Raw genomic sequence first — 14,913 nt, 5'->3', positions numbered from 1 at the left:
GGCGTGGTCCCGCCGCTGTTGCCAGGACCATTTCCCGAGCCTGATGTGCTATTGCCACTATCCCCACCGCCACCACCACCGCATGCCGCCAGAGCAAGGGTAACCAACAGCGAAACCAGTGTTTGTTGTCTCATTTTGCTTTTCCCGCATTATTTTGGTTTGAAGTGCCAGATCTGGATCATTTATATTCAATAAAAACAACGTATTATCGGTGTTTTCTTGTGTTTTAATCAGCTGGCAGTTGCGCATCATAAATCACAATATCATGATATGTAAATATATTTGAATTATACATAAGTTACTGACTATAAAAGAGAAATTGTGACAATGTGCGTCACTGCGGCAGTCTGGGTTTCTGTGAATGGGCAGATTCTGACGGAATTTGTCAGTTGAGGCTGAAAGCAAAAACGCCCAATCGAGTGATTGGGCGTTGTGTGTTCAGGGCAACGATTTACATCGTTACATGTTCGGGTAATTGGGCCCGCCACCACCCTCCGGCACAGTCCAGTTGATGTTCTGACTGGGGTCCTTGATATCACAGGTCTTGCAGTGCACACAGTTTTGCGCGTTGATCTGTAGTCGTGGTGCATCAGCGCCTTCGCGGACGATTTCATATACTCCAGCCGGGCAGTAACGCTGTTCTGGCGCATCATACTTGGCCAGATTCAGCGAGATGGCGACCGAAGTATCACGCAGGCGTAGATGGATCGGCTGATCTTCTTCATGGTTGGTATTGGAAATGAACACCGAACTGAGTTTATCGAAACTGACCTTGCCGTCCGGTTTCGGGTAGTCGATTTTCGGCATGTCAGCTGCGGGCTTCAGGCATTCGTGATCTGCCTTGCCGTGGCGCAATGTCCAGGGCAGGTTGACGCCCAGGCAATGCATCCACATATCAAAGCCGCCATACAATGTACCGCCGATCATGCCCCAGCGCGACAGGGCGGGCTTCACATTACGTACTTTGTACAGGTCTTCGTATACCCATGAATTGCGGAAGGCTTCTGGGTAGTTTGTCAGTTCATCATGGCCGGTGCGGGACTGGTTCACGACTGCGTCGAAAGCTGCTTCAGCGGCAAGCATGCCAGTTTTCATTGCATTGTGGCTGCCCTTGATGCGCGGTACGTTCACAAAGCCAGCCGAACAGCCGATCAGGGTGCCGCCTGGAAAGGTCAGTTTCGGAATGGATTGCAGGCCACCTTCATTGATGGCACGTGCTCCATATGAAATCCGCTTGCCGCCTTCAAAGAAATGGCGGATCGATGGATGGGTCTTGAAGCGCTGAAATTCGTCATAGGGCGACAGGTGAGGGTTTTGGTAGTTCAGATGCACCACAAAGCCAACGGCAACCTGGTTGTTTTCCAGGTGATAAAGGAACGAGCCGCCGCCCGTGTCCTTGTCCAGTGGCCAGCCTTGGGAATGCATCACCAAACCTGCTTGATGCTTGGCCGGGTCGATTTCCCACAATTCCTTGAAGCCGATACCGAATTTCTGCGGTTCAACGCCATCGCGCAGGTTGAACCTGGCCTGAATCTCCTTGGCCAGCGAGCCGCGTACGCCTTCTGCAATCATGGTGTACTTGGCGTGCAATTCCATCCCTGGTGCATACTCCGCCTTGGGTTGGCCATCCCGGCCAATGCCCATGTCGCCAGTAGCAACACCTTTGACCGAACCATCTTCGTGATACAACACTTCTGCGGCAGCAAAACCTGGATAGATTTCTACGCCCAGGCCCTCAGCCTGTTCGGCCAGCCAGCGGCAGACATTGCCCAGACTGACGATGTAGTTACCATGGTTGTTCAACAGTGGCGGCATCAACCTCTCTGGAAAACGCTTTGCGCCATCTTCGGTCAGAAACAGGAAATGGTCTTCAGTCACGGGCGTGTTGAGCGGTGCGCCACGTTCCTTCCAATCCGGGAACAATTCGTTCATGGCAATGGGGTCCATCACCGCACCGGACAGGATATGAGCGCCGACTTCGGAGCCTTTCTCCAGGACGCAAACGCTGATTTCCTTGCCGTTCTTTTCTGCCAGTTGTTTGAGTCGGATCGCACAGGAGAGGCCAGCCGGGCCGGCTCCCACAATCACGACATCGTATTCCATGAATTCGCGTTCCACGCTGATCCCCTTTAAATCGTGTGGCGGGCGTACCGTGTCTACAATAGAACAAAACGAAGCGGATGCGATGGTTGTTGATTGCGTATGCAATAGTCGTTATATCTGAATGATATGACTGTGCAATTTTGCAACCGGCCGATTGGGCCGCCGCACGCTCCGGCGTGTCTGGAACAGGCACCCGAATTGAAGTCCGGGCTAATGATGCAACGATTTGACAGGTAAGTCAAAAAAAGCCAATCAAACGCTTGTTTGGAACGCTTGTTTCTATCTTGGATTCGAAGCCCAACCTATACGCAGCAGGCGATGCAGTATATGTGTCGTGTGCAATTCCGGTAAAATACCGTTTTGACTGCTTCAATTGTCATGACCACACTGGTAGCTGTAAGAAAAAATGGCACATCGGCGATTGCCGCCGACAGCCAGTCCACTTTTGGTGATACCCGTCTTGCCGCTGCATTTGATGCGGCCAGTAACAAGATATTCCAGATCGGCGATAGTTATGTCGGTATTTCTGGCAGTGCTGCTCATGATCTGGTGCTGCAGAGTGCGCTGAAAAAACAGAAGAAGCTTGATTTATCCAGCCGTGCCGCTATTTTCGAGACCTTCCGCAAACTTCACCCGATTTTGAAGGAAGAATTCTTCCTGAAGCCGGACGAAGAGGAGGATGATCCCTACGAATCGAGCCAGATGACTGTGCTGATTGCCAATCCACATGGCATCTTCGGTGTTTATTCGATGCGTGAGGTGTATCAGTTCGAGCGCTTCTGGGCGATTGGGTCGGGGCGTGAGTATGCCATCGGTGCCATGCATGCGCTATATGATCAGTTTGACGCAGAAGGTATTGCTCGGGCTGGCGTTGAAGCGGGTTGTACCTTCGATATCAATTCGTCCTTGCCCTTAACCCTGTATACCGCGGCTGCGGTTTGAAAGTTCGAGAATGGCCATGAAAGACGCATTGCTCCGTTTTTTGTTTGAAGGTGCGCCGGTACGCGGCGAAATGGTGACGTTGGATCAGACTTACCGCGAGGTATTGGCCCGCCACGATTATCCACCCGTGTTACGCGCGGTGATTGGTGAAATGATGGCTGCCGCCGCATTGTTGTCAGCTACTTTAAAGTTCAATGGTTCCTTGGTCATGCAGATGCATGGTACGGGTGCAGTTCGACTGGCGGTGGTGGAATGCAATGCCGATCTGTCGATGCGCGCCACCGCCCGATGGGAAGGCGAGGTCAAACCGTTGCCAGTTCGCGAATTGCTGGGCAATGGTAAATTCGTCATCACGCTGGACCCGCTGAATGGCCAGCATCCTTACCAGGGTGTGGTATCGCTGGAAGGGGACTCGATTGCGGCGATGCTGGAGAATTACATGCTGCGCTCCGAGCAGCTGGAGACCCGGTTCTGGTTGGCCGCTAATGATCAACGGGCCGCCGGGTTGTTATTGCAGAAGCTACCTGATGATAAGGGGGATGCCGATGCCTGGGATCGCGCCAGTCATCTGGCGGGTACATTGACCCAGGCGGAATTGCTTGAGCTGCCGCTCGGTGAAGTGATGCATCGCTTGTTTCATGAAGAAACCCTGCGTGTATTTGACGAACACGCAGTTGTCTTTCGCTGCTCCTGCTCACGTGAAAGGGTTGGCAGCATGCTAAAGATGGTTGGTGTAGACGAAGTGCGCAATATTCTGGAAGAGCAGGGTGGCATTGATATCCAATGCGAGTTCTGTAATACACGCTACCAGTTTGACAAGGTCGATGTGGAGCAAGTATTTGCTGATCAGCTCGTTCAGCCTGCCAGTGATACTCGTCACTGAGTCATGTGTGGAACGCCTTGCTGTAGGCCGGTTTGCGTCTTGCCAGGCTGATACCAAAGTTCCGGTCGATCAAGTGGGGTCAAGGGTGGGAGCAGCGGATTGTTCAATTCCAGCACTACCCGTTTCTCCAGCTGTGCAGCCTTCAGGTAAGGCCCCATATGTGCTTGGAACAGCTCGTCAAAGCTGCCGTCTTGGATGGCTTTTTCCAATCCACTGCGAATCAGCCTGGCTAGCTCCGCATTACGTTTATTGACAAAGAAATAGAAAGCGGTAGGGTAGTGCAGGGCAATATGGCGATCCACCACTACGCCGTCACTAGCATGCATGTCAGCTTCCGCCCAGATCTCGGCAACCGATCGCGGAAAATAGTCAAACCGGCGCATTGCCAAGGTTCGAAACAATGCATTGTATTCACCGATTCCCATGACTTGTAGCTTGTTGGCACGCAGAATTTCAGTATCTGGCCAATCATGTCCTTGTCCCGCGACAAACTTCGCCAAGTCTTGGACTGATTTCACGTTGGACAACAAATCCTGGCGATTTGCACTGATAAATGGAATACGCCAACCAATCAGTCCTTTGTAGATCGGGATGCGGATTGGTCGAAGGCGTTCCTCTCGATCGATGGATGTCATCGACCACACGACATTGACCTCACCCATATTGTGTTCCAGCAGGGCTAGTGCACGCCCTTGCTGCATATAGGTTTTGCTGGGCTGCAGGACATAATTGGCACCTGATTTCTTCAGAGCGAGCGCCAGCAGCAGGGTGGGATAACGGGTCCGATCGTCGGTATCGGTTTCTGGTTTTGGGTAGACGATGACCATTCGGCCTGCTGCTTGGGCGATTTGAGGCATGGCAGCAGTCGCCAGCAGGATGACCAGCGTCAGGCTGATTGCATACAAGGCAGGCATGATATTGGGCGTGACAACGAATGGTTTCGTTATAGCACTTGCGGTCCAAACCCCGCAGTGGCCTCGCATCATTGAGTGGCAGCCCAGCTTGTCGATTGCGCTACAATCTCAGCCTTGTTCAAGGAGAGCGTACCTATGCCGTTTGTCACTCTGCAGCCGACAGCGCAGCCAGTTCCTGTCGGCAATATTTATTGCATTGGCCGAAATTACGCCGCGCATGCAGCCGAATTGGGGAATAAGATCGAGGAGACACCACTGGTCTTCATCAAGCCAACGTCTTCCCTTCATCATCCAGACCAACCCGTCGCATTACCGGCATTTTCAAATGACGTACATTTTGAAACCGAATTGGTGATACTGATTGGCAAAGGTGGTAAACACATTGCTGAAGCCGATGCATTGCAGCATGTAGCGGGTTATGCGGTAGGGTTGGATTTGACTGCACGTGACGTGCAAAGTGCAGCCAAGGCCAAAGGGTTACCGTGGACGTTGGCAAAGGGATTCGACGGCGCCGCGTGCATTTCGGATTTCGTTGAGCCTGACGTGGTGGGGGATGTGGGACAGATTCAGTTCAGCCTGATGCTGAATGGTGTCCGTCGCCAGGCTGGCAATACGGCGATGATGCTGTTTCCGGTACCCTACCTGATCCACTATTTGTCGACAGTATTCACGTTGCAGCCAGGTGATCTGATTTATACCGGCACCCCGGAAGGTGTGGGTCCATTAACCAGCGGTGACGAGCTGGTGCTGAGCCTGGGTGACCGTACCATGGCGACTTTCAGCATTGCCTGAATGATTCAAGCGGCCAGCGGGCCAGGTGTCGTGGCGGGCTGACCGCTGGCAAGTTCACGTGCGGCAGCCTCAATCCAGGGCAATAGCTGGACTGCCTGGGCTGCATCAAAATCCGCATGTTTGTGTTTTTTGACACCAAAGGCCGATAATGTCAGGTGACATTCGGCCTCAACCTCAGCTTGCGCCAGACAGGCTTTCACACAATGCATCACACAGCCATCCAGTGCCAGTATCGGCCGACCGGATTGCGCCAGTTTGACCAAACCCGGCACCCCACCGCCCACGCCGGCAATGCACGACATTTCTGCCAATCCTGACCGATCCAGTTGCAAGGCCAGGTGATTGGCCAGCTGCGCTGCACTGGAGCAGCCCGAGCACGAATACACCAAGGGAAGTTTGTTCGTTTTCATGCAGGCAGTGTGCAACTGCTGTGGCGGGGCTTCCTTGATACAGATCAAATCATGTGTGGCACGCGGGTATCCCCGAGCCTCACCTCACACATTGCCGAAAATGTCTTTTCATTTCTGTTTTATGTCTTGTTCTGGATATCCGAAAGTCGTATCTCACGCACCAAAATAGGGCTGAAAGCCTTACTGGTAAAGGGTTTTCACTAGCTTGTGCATCGCAGCATGCTGGCCAAGAATGACCGTGAGTCATCATGATGGATATGCCCCCACACAGATTCGATGGTGACTAGAGAGGCAGGTCAAACCAACAAGAAAGGGCATAACATGAAACCCGTTTACCTGGCGTGGGGATTCGCGTCCATGGCGGTCGCATTACCGACATTGGCGAATGACGAGGTCGAGCTGATTCACGCGCGTAGTATCGTCAGCACCAAATACGGTATTTCGGTTCAAACTACCCAATTCAGTGTCAGGGTGAAAAATCTTGGCTACGCAAAGCAGGTCGCCATCCATTATCGACAGGCAAATGGCCAATGGCAGGATGTGGCGTTGCAATACCATGGCCCTGCGGAGCAGGGGGCCGAAATTTGGGCAGGCCAAATTCCCAACTATGGAGAAACAGGGCAGCCCGGCATGCCAATGGCACTTGACTTTGTCATTTCGTACCGAGTGAGTGGCAGGCAATTCTGGGACAACAATGCCGGCCGGCATTATCAACTCGCTCCGACGGCGGGTGATGCGTTATTTGGACGGAATCTGTTTGTTCCCAATCATGCGCCGACTGTCGATCATTTTTGGGGTGGCCAGTACTACGGCAACGTCGTGCTGAAGAATCTTGGTTATGACAAAGATGTGCAAGTCGTTTACACCACAGACCAATGGCGCACGCAACGTGTTGCCCATGCCAGCTTCTCACCGCATTACTGGGCCAGCACCTATGCACACACAGCCAACCCGAATCCGGCCGGCCAGGAAGTCTGGTCCTATACGCTGGATGTAGGGGCTGCGACCGAAGTCGAATACGCCGTGCGTTATCAGGTCAACGGCCAAACCTATTGGGACAACAACTTTGGCCGCAATTACCGAACCAGCCTGAAACAGCGGTAGCGCATAGGGCTTTTTGCTGCCGAACATAGCCTGGTTTGCACAAAGCCATGGCAAAACCGCAATCCAATTGAATCTGTGATGAAAGCCCAACACATGTACGCACGCCTGTTGTCGATGAGTATCGCCTTCGTTCTGATGAACCAAAACGCGTTTTCTGCTGATGAGATCAGCCTGATTCATGCTCGTAGCACTGTCATGACCAAGTATGGCTTGTCGTGGCAAAGCACTCGTTTCGACGCCAAGGTCAAAAATCTCGCTTATGACAAAAAAGTGATACTCGAATACCGCCTCCCAGATGGTCAATGGCGTCAATCAGATCTCAGCTATAACCGTCCTGCAGGGGGCGGCAGTGAAATCTGGAGTGGTGCCATTGGCAGCTACGGTCCGGCTGAACCACCACGGCTGCCCGGTGCCCTGCAATTCAGGGTCAAATATCAGGTGAACGGCAACGAGTATGTCGATGACAACCATCATCAGTACTTTCACCTGGCGGCCAATGCGGGCGATATGTTGACGAGCGCGACTGTGCTGGTGCCGGATCATGCCCAAATGGTTGATCAGTTCTGGGGAGGCCAATACCACGGCAGTGTGGTGGTGAAAAATCTGGGGTACGCCAAGGATATCCAGGTGCACTACACGACCGACCGCTGGCAAACCCAGCGAATTGCCTATCCGCAATATTTACCTTATTTCACCTATGGCTATTCGACAGTGGCAAATCCCAATTCCGAGGGCGTCGAAGTCTGGCCCTTCAGCTTGGATGCGGGCGGCTCAAGTGAGCTGGAGTATGCAGTGCGTTACAGTGTGAATGGGCAGACTTATTGGGATAACAATTTTGGGCAGAACTACCGTGTCGTGACCCGTAGAAATTGACTTGAAAGCGAGCAGCGTATTGTGCTGCTCGCACTTTTTGTCAGTCCTGTTTGTTCTGGGTTTGTTCGAGACGCTGCGCAATAAACAGGCTGTACTCGCCGCGCATGGGCAGCTCCATGTCGACTGTCAGACTGATGCGTTGGGTGGCAGTGGTTTCGCCGGTTTTCGGGTTGAAGCCCTGTTTGGTCATATGGTTCCAATACACGCCCACCCCTCATTTTTGCAAGTTGGGCTGGTGTTGAAGTTGATGCCTTGCTGGAACAGGAATTCATTCTTTTCTGCCATCGATAGGCGTTCGATCTGTTGAAACGCCACTTTTGGACTGATGCCTTGTTGGCGTTACAACCAGTAACAATGCGCGTTCAGTGCATTGCGATGGGCATCTTCGTGTCACCAGCGGAAGTAGTCGACAACCGGTGGGTTGGATGGTAGCTGCGATATTCGGCAGTCGAAGCACGCGACACGACCCAATAACAAGGAAAACTTGGCACTGGCCTCACCAGCTAGGATCGATTGATACTTGTGTAGCTTGCGGTTAAACGCGTTTTCGTGCGGATGGAGTAGTAGAGAGATCGCATTACTTTGGTTGTAACCGTAAATGACCTGAAAGCCGCAACCCATCAGAAGATGCTTGACGGTTTCGATCATCATATCCCGAAAACCAGAGTGAAAAAGTGCTTCAAAGTTACACAGATCCTTAGTCAGTCGGGTAAATCCCTGTCCATCCAAGCGCACCACCATCTGTAAGCTTGGTAAAACATAATGGTCATGGGTGGTTTCGAATACGCGCATCCTTTGGTCGAGTTCATCAAACTTCACGTTGCCATTCCTGAATCAAGAAACCTGCTGCTGTGTCCAGTGATACATAGTACAAGTGATCAAACCCTTCCTTATAGCTGGGTCGTTCCAGCTTGCGCAAAGTGGCGCGCAAACCGGCGTCAGGTACTTGCTGATGTGTGGGGCGATGAGTGTTGCGAACCAACGCGTCCTCCAGTTTCGAACTGAAATAGTACCCTACGATCTTAAATCCGGCAGCCTTGGCTGGCTGGATGTAGCGGGCACGATCGGTCGCCGTCGGATTGGTGTTGTCGACAACGAATGACTGCTTGGCCTGAATACAGCAGTTCAACAACAAGGCTTCACGATGGCGAGTTTTCAGCATGTCCAGATTAAGGCGTAGATGGGTGTCATACAGTCGTTGTTTGACAAAGGTAGATTTGCCAGTTGCCTGTAGTCCAATCAGGATCACGGCTTCCATGCCGGTTTGATGTTGGCATTGTTCGGTCATGCTTGTTTAGCCCAAACTTGCCACCACTCATGGTCCACGAACACCGGGATGGATTCGGGTGCCCGTCTTGATTCGATCAGCTTGAATTGTGTACTCAACAAACTGTCCAGTTCTGTTTGGCTGGTGCCGAAGGGTGGGCCCTTGGGGGTGTCTTTCAAAAAGAAGAAGCCGGCCAGTAAGCCTGTTTCTCTCAGAAGCGCTGCTTGTCGATGGGCGTAATCCACCCACAGAGACCGAGGCAGGGCACAAAGAAACGCGCGTTCATAGACCAGATCGAATCGCAGGCCAATATCAAATTTGAAGAAGTCACCAAATTGAACGTGCTTTGCATATGAGCCCAGTGTCTGTTGTGCTTGCTGGATGGCACCTTCGCTAAAATCAATGGCGAGGACATCCCAGCCGGCTTCGATGAATGCGATTACTTCATGGCCGCTGCCGCAGCCGGGAATCAATACGCGCCCCGGCTGTTGTGCGGCAAGCCAATGCAATAGGGTGGGTGGAACCTGGCCTGCATCCCAGGGGGTGGCTCGTGTTTGGTAGCGTGTTTCCCAGAATTCGGGTAGGGAACTGTCTTGTGCCATGGTGAAGGGCCTTGATTCGATCAGAAAGGTGGTTGTTGGAGGAGGCCGTGAGTCATGCAAGGTTGAACGTCGGCTTCTGGTACTATTAGGCGTTTGATTGTAGCGTGAGACGATGGCGGACCTCGATTTTCTGTTCAGCGAGACCGGGCCTTTGGCCGAGACAATTGCTGGTTTTCGGCCGCGCCGCCAACAGCGCGAACTGGCCCAGTCGGTACACGATGCCATCGAAAGCCAAGGTATTCTGGTTGCCGAGGCGGGTACGGGCACGGGAAAAACCTATGCATACCTGGTGCCAGCACTGACCTCTGGCGGTAAAGTCATCATTTCCACCGGTACCAAAACGCTGCAGGATCAGTTGTTTCAGCGTGATATCCCAACAGTGCGTCAGGCGCTGAAGGTGCCCGTCACGATTGCCTTGTTGAAAGGCCGTGCCAATTACGTATGTCACTACCATTTGGAAAAAGCGGCAATGGATGGCCGCTTCATGTCGCGGGACGATATCAGGCACCTGCAGTTGATCCGCTCCTTTAAAAATACCTCCTCAACAGGTGATAAAAGCGGGTGCGCCGGTGTGCCGGAAAACGCACCGATCTGGTCACATGTTACCTCCACCAAGGAAAATTGCCTGGGTGCCGACTGCCCTTATCACAAGGAATGCTTTGTGATGCAGGCCCGCAAGGAGGCTATGGCAGCCGATGTGGTGGTGGTCAATCATCATCTCTTTTTTGCGGATGTCTGGCTACGTGACGAAGGTGCGGGTGAGTTGCTACCAGCCTGCAATACCGTCATTTTTGATGAGGCCCATCAACTGCCGGAAGTCGCCAGCCTGTTTTTCGGCAACAATCTATCCAGTGGTCAATTGCTGGAACTGGCGCGCGATAGCCGTGCTGAAGCATTGACCGAAGCCAAAGATTTTCCAGCCTTGCCCGTCGCTTGTGGCAAGCTGGAAAAGGCGATCAAGGATTTCCGACTGGTGTTTGAGCAGGACAATGTACGTTTGCCCAAACATGCATTATCCAACAATGACAAGTTCAATACCGCCCTGGATGACTTGGCATCGGCTTTGATTGACCTGTTGAATTTACTGGAAATACAGGCTGAGCGAGGTGAAGGTTTGAAAAGCTGCTACGAGCGTGCCATGGCGTTGAACGATCTGTTACATGCTTGGCAGGCAGGCCCGATTGAACAGCCTGAGGTTGCAGAAGGTGAGATCAAGCCATGCCGAGAGAGTGAATCAGTACTTTGGGTGGAGGTATTCAGCCACGCATTTCAATTGAACAGTACGCCTTTGGACGTGGCTGAGGTTTTCCGAAAGCAGATCAATATCCAGAAGCGGGCCTGGGTGTTTACCTCGGCTACCTTGGCGGTTAATGGCGATTTCAAACATTATTGTTACGAATTGGGTCTGTTTGATGCGGCCACTGGGTGTTGGGACAGCCCATTCGATTACAAATCCCAAGCACTGCTGTATGTCCCCAAGCACATGCCGGAACCGAATTCACGCGAGTTTACTGCTGCAGTGGTAAACGAAGCGTGGCCAGCGCTGAAGGTGAGTGAGGGCAGGGCATTTCTGTTGTTCACCAGCTTGCGTGCCATGCGTGAAGCCTACGAGATGGTCAAGGCCCGTTTGGAGGAAGAGGGTTTGGCCTATCCACTGCTACTACAGGGTGAGGGTTCCCGTACCGAATTGTTGGAACGCTTTCGTGCTGCCGATCACGCCATCCTGGTCGCCAGTCAAACTTTCTGGGAAGGTATTGATGTGAAAGGTGATGCACTGCAGCTGGTTGTGATCGATAAGCTGCCATTTGCACCGCCGGATGATCCCGTGCTGTCGGCACGGGTGGATCAGATCAATAAGGCTGGTCGCAATGCCTTCATCGAGTATCAGTTGCCGCGGGCTGCCATTACCCTAAAACAGGGTGCTGGACGCTTGATTCGTGACGAACGCGATTCGGGTGTGCTGATCATCTGTGACACGCGGCTGGTCGATAAACCCTATGGCAAGCGCATCTGGCAGAGCTTGCCGCCAATGCTGAAAACCCGGGATGCAAACGTCGTGCCGCGCTTCTTTGCGCAAATTGCGTTGCGTCGCCAAGCTGATGATGCGCTAGATGTGCCTCAAGTAATTGAAAATGATCGAGATTGACCCAATATTGTGCAGTGCGTCCCCGAGTTGGGGACTTTCGCATCTCAATGTTATACTTCCGGGCTTTTACGCCTAGTCATTTGTTGCCAGGAGCGAAATCATGCCGATCTACGAATACCGTTGCTCGAGCTGCGGCCATCAAAAAGAAGTCATGCAAAAAATGAGTGATTCGCCATTGACCGTCTGCCCTTCCTGCAATCAGGCCACGTTTTCCAAAATGTTGAGCGCTGCTGGTTTCCAACTGAAGGGTTCTGGCTGGTATGCCACTGACTTCAAGGGTGGCAGCGGCGCTACTGCTGCTACCACCTCGAGTAGTACAACCGAAAGTGCACCAGCCAGCACGCCCTGTGGCGGCAGCTGCGCGTGTCATTGATCACGACCCTCTGAATGAAAAAATACTTTATCACTGGGCTGCTGATCTGGGTGCCGTTGGGGATCACGCTATGGGTGTTGAATACACTCATCGGTACCATGGACAAGAGCCTGCTGCTATTGCCAGAGCAGTTTCGCCCTAAGGCCGTATTGGGATATGACATCCCTGGCCTAGGTGCTATTTTGACGGTGCTTTTCGTCTTTCTGACTGGGTTGTTGACCGCCAATATCATTGGCCAACGATTGGTTGATTTCTGGGAGTCATTGTTTCATCGCATTCCCATCTTCAAATCGATCTATTCAAGCGTCAAGCAGGTGTCCGATACACTGTTCTCCAGCAGTGGTCAGGCATTTCGCAAGGCATTGCTTGTGCGATACCCGCATCAGGGCGCCTGGACCATCGCCTTTCTGACAGGTACTCCCGGTGGTGACGTGGCAAGACATCTGGCTGGCGACGACTATGTCAGCGTCTATGTCCCCACTACACCCAATCCAACTTCCGGTTTCTTTCTGATGATGCCGAAGAAGGATGTTGTCGAACTCGACATGAGTGTTGACGAGGCATTGAAATACATCATCTCCATGGGTGTCGTTGCACCCAATGGCAATAGTAATAATTCGAACGCCGGCTAAACCAGCCGGTATTCCATTTTTCCAAATCCATCCATCAGGTTAGAAAAAATGCGTACCAACTACTGCGGTCTGATCGACACACAATATCTGGATCAAATCGTCACCTTGCAAGGCTGGGTGCACCGTCGTCGTGACCACGGCGGCGTAATTTTCATCGACTTGCGCGATCGCGAGGGCCTGGTTCAGGTCGTAGTCGATCCGGATACCAAAGCAGCATTTGCTGTTGCTGATAGTTTGCGGAACGAATTTGTCGTGCAAATTCAAGGTAAAGTGCGCCGCCGGCCGGATGGCACCACGAATGCAAACCTGGTTTCTGGTGAGATTGAAGTGCTGGCAAAGGAAATCGAGATTCTGAATCCGTCGATCACGCCACCTTTCATGATGGATGACGATAACCTGTCGGAAAATACCCGACTGCTGCATCGTGTGCTGGACCTGCGTCGTCCAGACATGCAAAAGAATCTACGCTTGCGCTACAAGGTAGCACTGTTGGTCCGCAACTATCTGGATTCGGCTGGCTTCATCGATATTGAAACGCCGATGCTGACCCGCTCCACCCCGGAAGGCGCACGTGACTATCTAGTACCGTCTCGTGTGCATCCCGGCCAGTTCTTCGCACTGCCGCAATCGCCACAGTTGTTCAAGCAGTTGCTGATGGTGGCGGGTTTTGATCGTTATTACCAGATCACCAAGTGTTTCCGTGATGAAGATTTGCGTGCGGATCGCCAACCTGAATTCACCCAGATCGACTTGGAGACCTCGTTCTTGAACGAAGAGCAGATCATGGACATCACCGAGTCGATGGCTGTGCATGTGTTCAAAGAAGCAATCGGCATTGATCTTGGCAAGTTCCCGCGTATGACATACGACGATGCCATGTTCTATTATGGTTCGGATAAGCCGGACATGCGTGTCTCATTGCAGTTCACTGAGCTGACGGATGTCATGAAGGATGTACCGTTCAAGGTATTCAGCGGTGCGGCCAATATGGAAGGCGGTCGTGTCGTTGGTTTGCGCATTCCCGGAGGTGCGGCACTGAGCCGTTCGGAGATTGATGTCTACACTCAGTTTGTTGGCATCTATGGCGCCAAGGGCCTGGCTTACATCAAAGTTAATGACAAGGCCCAGTTGAACGATATGGGCCTGCAATCGCCAATTGTCAAGAATCTAACTGAGGCAGCGTTGAAGGCGATTATTGAGCGTACTGCTGCAGAGGACGGTGACTTGATCTTCTTTGGTGCAGATAAGGCCAAGGTAGTTAACGAGGCGATTGGTGCGCTGCGTATCAAAATCGGCCATGAAAAGGGCGAGGCTGGTGGTTATTTCGTCAGGGAATGGCGACCTCTGTGGGTTGTTGACTTCCCAATGTTTGAGCATGACGAGGAGGGGGATCGTTGGGTCGCATGTCATCACCCGTTCACGAGTCCGAAATTTGGTCACGAAGATTGGCTGGAAAGCAATCCGGGTGCCTGCCGTGCTCGTGCGTACGATATGGTGTTGAACGGTTGGGAAATTGGCGGTGGTTCCGTTCGTATCCATCGTGCAGATGTACAGTCCAAGGTTTTCGATGCGTTGAAGATTGGTCCCGAAGAGGCGCAAAACAAGTTTGGCTTCCTGCTGGACAATCTCAAGTATGGTGCACCACCACATGGAGGCTTGGCATTCGGCCTGGATCGTCTGGTTACACTGATGGCGGGGGCGGAGTCGATCCGTGATGTAATTGCTTTCCCGAAAACCCAGCGAGCGCAATGTCTGTTGACCAATGCGCCAAACGAGGTTGATGAAAAGCAGTTGCGTGAAGTGGGTATTCGACTCCGTCAGAAAGCTGAAACGACTGCCTGATTGTTGGTAGTGCTCAGCTGAAAAACGCCG

General features: G+C 52.4%; 14 protein-coding genes and 1 pseudogene. 9 read left to right on the top strand and 6 right to left on the bottom strand.

Going from position 1 to position 14,913, the window contains the following annotated elements:
* Positions 1-459 precede the first annotated feature (459 nt).
* Positions 460-2,118 carry an electron transfer flavoprotein-ubiquinone oxidoreductase gene (locus FFS57_RS18465; protein ID WP_137939289.1) on the bottom strand — a complete coding sequence of 553 codons (1,659 nt, stop codon included), beginning with the start codon at positions 2,116-2,118 and terminating at the stop codon, positions 460-462.
* A 363-nt stretch (positions 2,119-2,481) separates the two neighbouring features.
* Here FFS57_RS18465 and FFS57_RS18460 point away from each other — a divergent pair, with 363 nt between their 5' ends.
* On the top strand, positions 2,482-3,045 hold the full coding sequence (locus FFS57_RS18460; protein WP_137939288.1) for an MFS transporter: 564 nt from the start codon (positions 2,482-2,484) through the stop codon (positions 3,043-3,045).
* A gap of 16 nt (positions 3,046-3,061) precedes the next feature.
* Entirely contained in the window at positions 3,062-3,928 is an 867-nt protein-coding gene (gene hslO / locus FFS57_RS18455) for an Hsp33 family molecular chaperone HslO (protein ID WP_137939287.1), read from the top strand.
* On the opposite strand, the gene FFS57_RS18450 is transcribed toward hslO, so the two are convergent.
* Positions 3,922-4,842 carry a transporter substrate-binding domain-containing protein gene (locus FFS57_RS18450; protein WP_137939286.1) on the bottom strand — a complete coding sequence of 307 codons (921 nt, stop codon included), beginning with the start codon at positions 4,840-4,842 and terminating at the stop codon, positions 3,922-3,924. The genes hslO and FFS57_RS18450 overlap by 7 nt on opposite strands.
* Positions 4,843-4,977: 135 nt before the next feature.
* On the opposite strand from FFS57_RS18450, the gene FFS57_RS18445 reads away from it, so the two are divergent.
* Positions 4,978-5,634 carry a fumarylacetoacetate hydrolase family protein gene (locus FFS57_RS18445; protein WP_137939285.1) on the top strand — a complete coding sequence of 219 codons (657 nt, stop codon included), beginning with the start codon at positions 4,978-4,980 and terminating at the stop codon, positions 5,632-5,634.
* Positions 5,635-5,639: 5 nt separating this feature from the next.
* Here FFS57_RS18445 and FFS57_RS18440 read toward each other — a convergent pair whose 3' ends face one another.
* Positions 5,640-6,044, bottom strand: coding sequence for a putative zinc-binding protein (locus FFS57_RS18440; protein ID WP_137939284.1), 405 nt, complete (start codon positions 6,042-6,044; stop codon positions 5,640-5,642).
* Between the two features lie 321 nt (positions 6,045-6,365).
* Between FFS57_RS18440 and FFS57_RS18435 the strand changes: the two genes are divergently transcribed.
* Entirely contained in the window at positions 6,366-7,148 is a 783-nt protein-coding gene (locus FFS57_RS18435; RefSeq protein ID WP_171014055.1) for a carbohydrate-binding protein, read from the top strand.
* Positions 7,149-7,226: 78 nt separating this feature from the next.
* Entirely contained in the window at positions 7,227-8,021 is a 795-nt protein-coding gene (locus FFS57_RS18430) for a carbohydrate-binding protein (RefSeq protein ID WP_137939282.1), read from the top strand.
* Positions 8,022-8,061: 40 nt separating this feature from the next.
* Here the strand turns inward: FFS57_RS18430 and FFS57_RS18425 are convergent.
* The 3 genes and pseudogenes from FFS57_RS18425 to FFS57_RS18415 form a co-directional block, all read right to left on the bottom strand.
* A pseudogene (locus FFS57_RS18425) lies at positions 8,062-8,840 on the bottom strand (tRNA(His) guanylyltransferase Thg1 family protein).
* Positions 8,830-9,309: an AAA family ATPase gene (locus FFS57_RS18420; RefSeq protein ID WP_349306747.1), complete on the bottom strand. Its 480-nt coding sequence runs from the start codon at positions 9,307-9,309 to the stop codon at positions 8,830-8,832. The pseudogene FFS57_RS18425 and the gene FFS57_RS18420 overlap by 11 nt, the downstream one beginning before the upstream one ends.
* Positions 9,306-9,890: a methyltransferase gene (locus FFS57_RS18415; protein ID WP_137939281.1), complete on the bottom strand. Its 585-nt coding sequence runs from the start codon at positions 9,888-9,890 to the stop codon at positions 9,306-9,308. Before FFS57_RS18415 ends, FFS57_RS18420 begins: the two co-directional genes overlap by 4 nt.
* Positions 9,891-10,002: 112 nt before the next feature.
* On the opposite strand from FFS57_RS18415, the gene yoaA reads away from it, so the two are divergent.
* The 4 genes from yoaA (at position 10,003) to aspS (ending at position 14,883) form a co-directional block, all read left to right on the top strand.
* Positions 10,003-12,036, top strand: coding sequence for a DNA repair helicase YoaA (yoaA, locus tag FFS57_RS18410; protein WP_137939280.1), 2,034 nt, complete (start codon positions 10,003-10,005; stop codon positions 12,034-12,036).
* 100 nt (positions 12,037-12,136) lie between these two features.
* A complete protein-coding gene (locus FFS57_RS18405) occupies positions 12,137-12,409 on the top strand; it encodes an FmdB family zinc ribbon protein (RefSeq protein ID WP_137939279.1) in 273 nt (90 codons plus the stop codon).
* A 14-nt stretch (positions 12,410-12,423) separates the two neighbouring features.
* Positions 12,424-13,041: a DUF502 domain-containing protein gene (locus FFS57_RS18400; RefSeq protein ID WP_137939278.1), complete on the top strand. Its 618-nt coding sequence runs from the start codon at positions 12,424-12,426 to the stop codon at positions 13,039-13,041.
* A 48-nt stretch (positions 13,042-13,089) separates the two neighbouring features.
* Positions 13,090-14,883, top strand: a complete 1,794-nt coding sequence (gene aspS / locus FFS57_RS18395; RefSeq protein WP_137939277.1) for an aspartate--tRNA ligase — start codon at positions 13,090-13,092, stop codon at positions 14,881-14,883.
* Positions 14,884-14,913: the final 30 nt, after the last annotated feature.

The organism is Chitinivorax sp. B, from assembly GCF_005503445.1.
Classification (GTDB): Bacteria; Pseudomonadota; Gammaproteobacteria; order Burkholderiales; family SCOH01; genus Chitinivorax.
The sequence above is the reverse complement of the archived record's forward strand: the minus strand, read 5'-3'. Positions and strand labels throughout refer to the sequence as shown.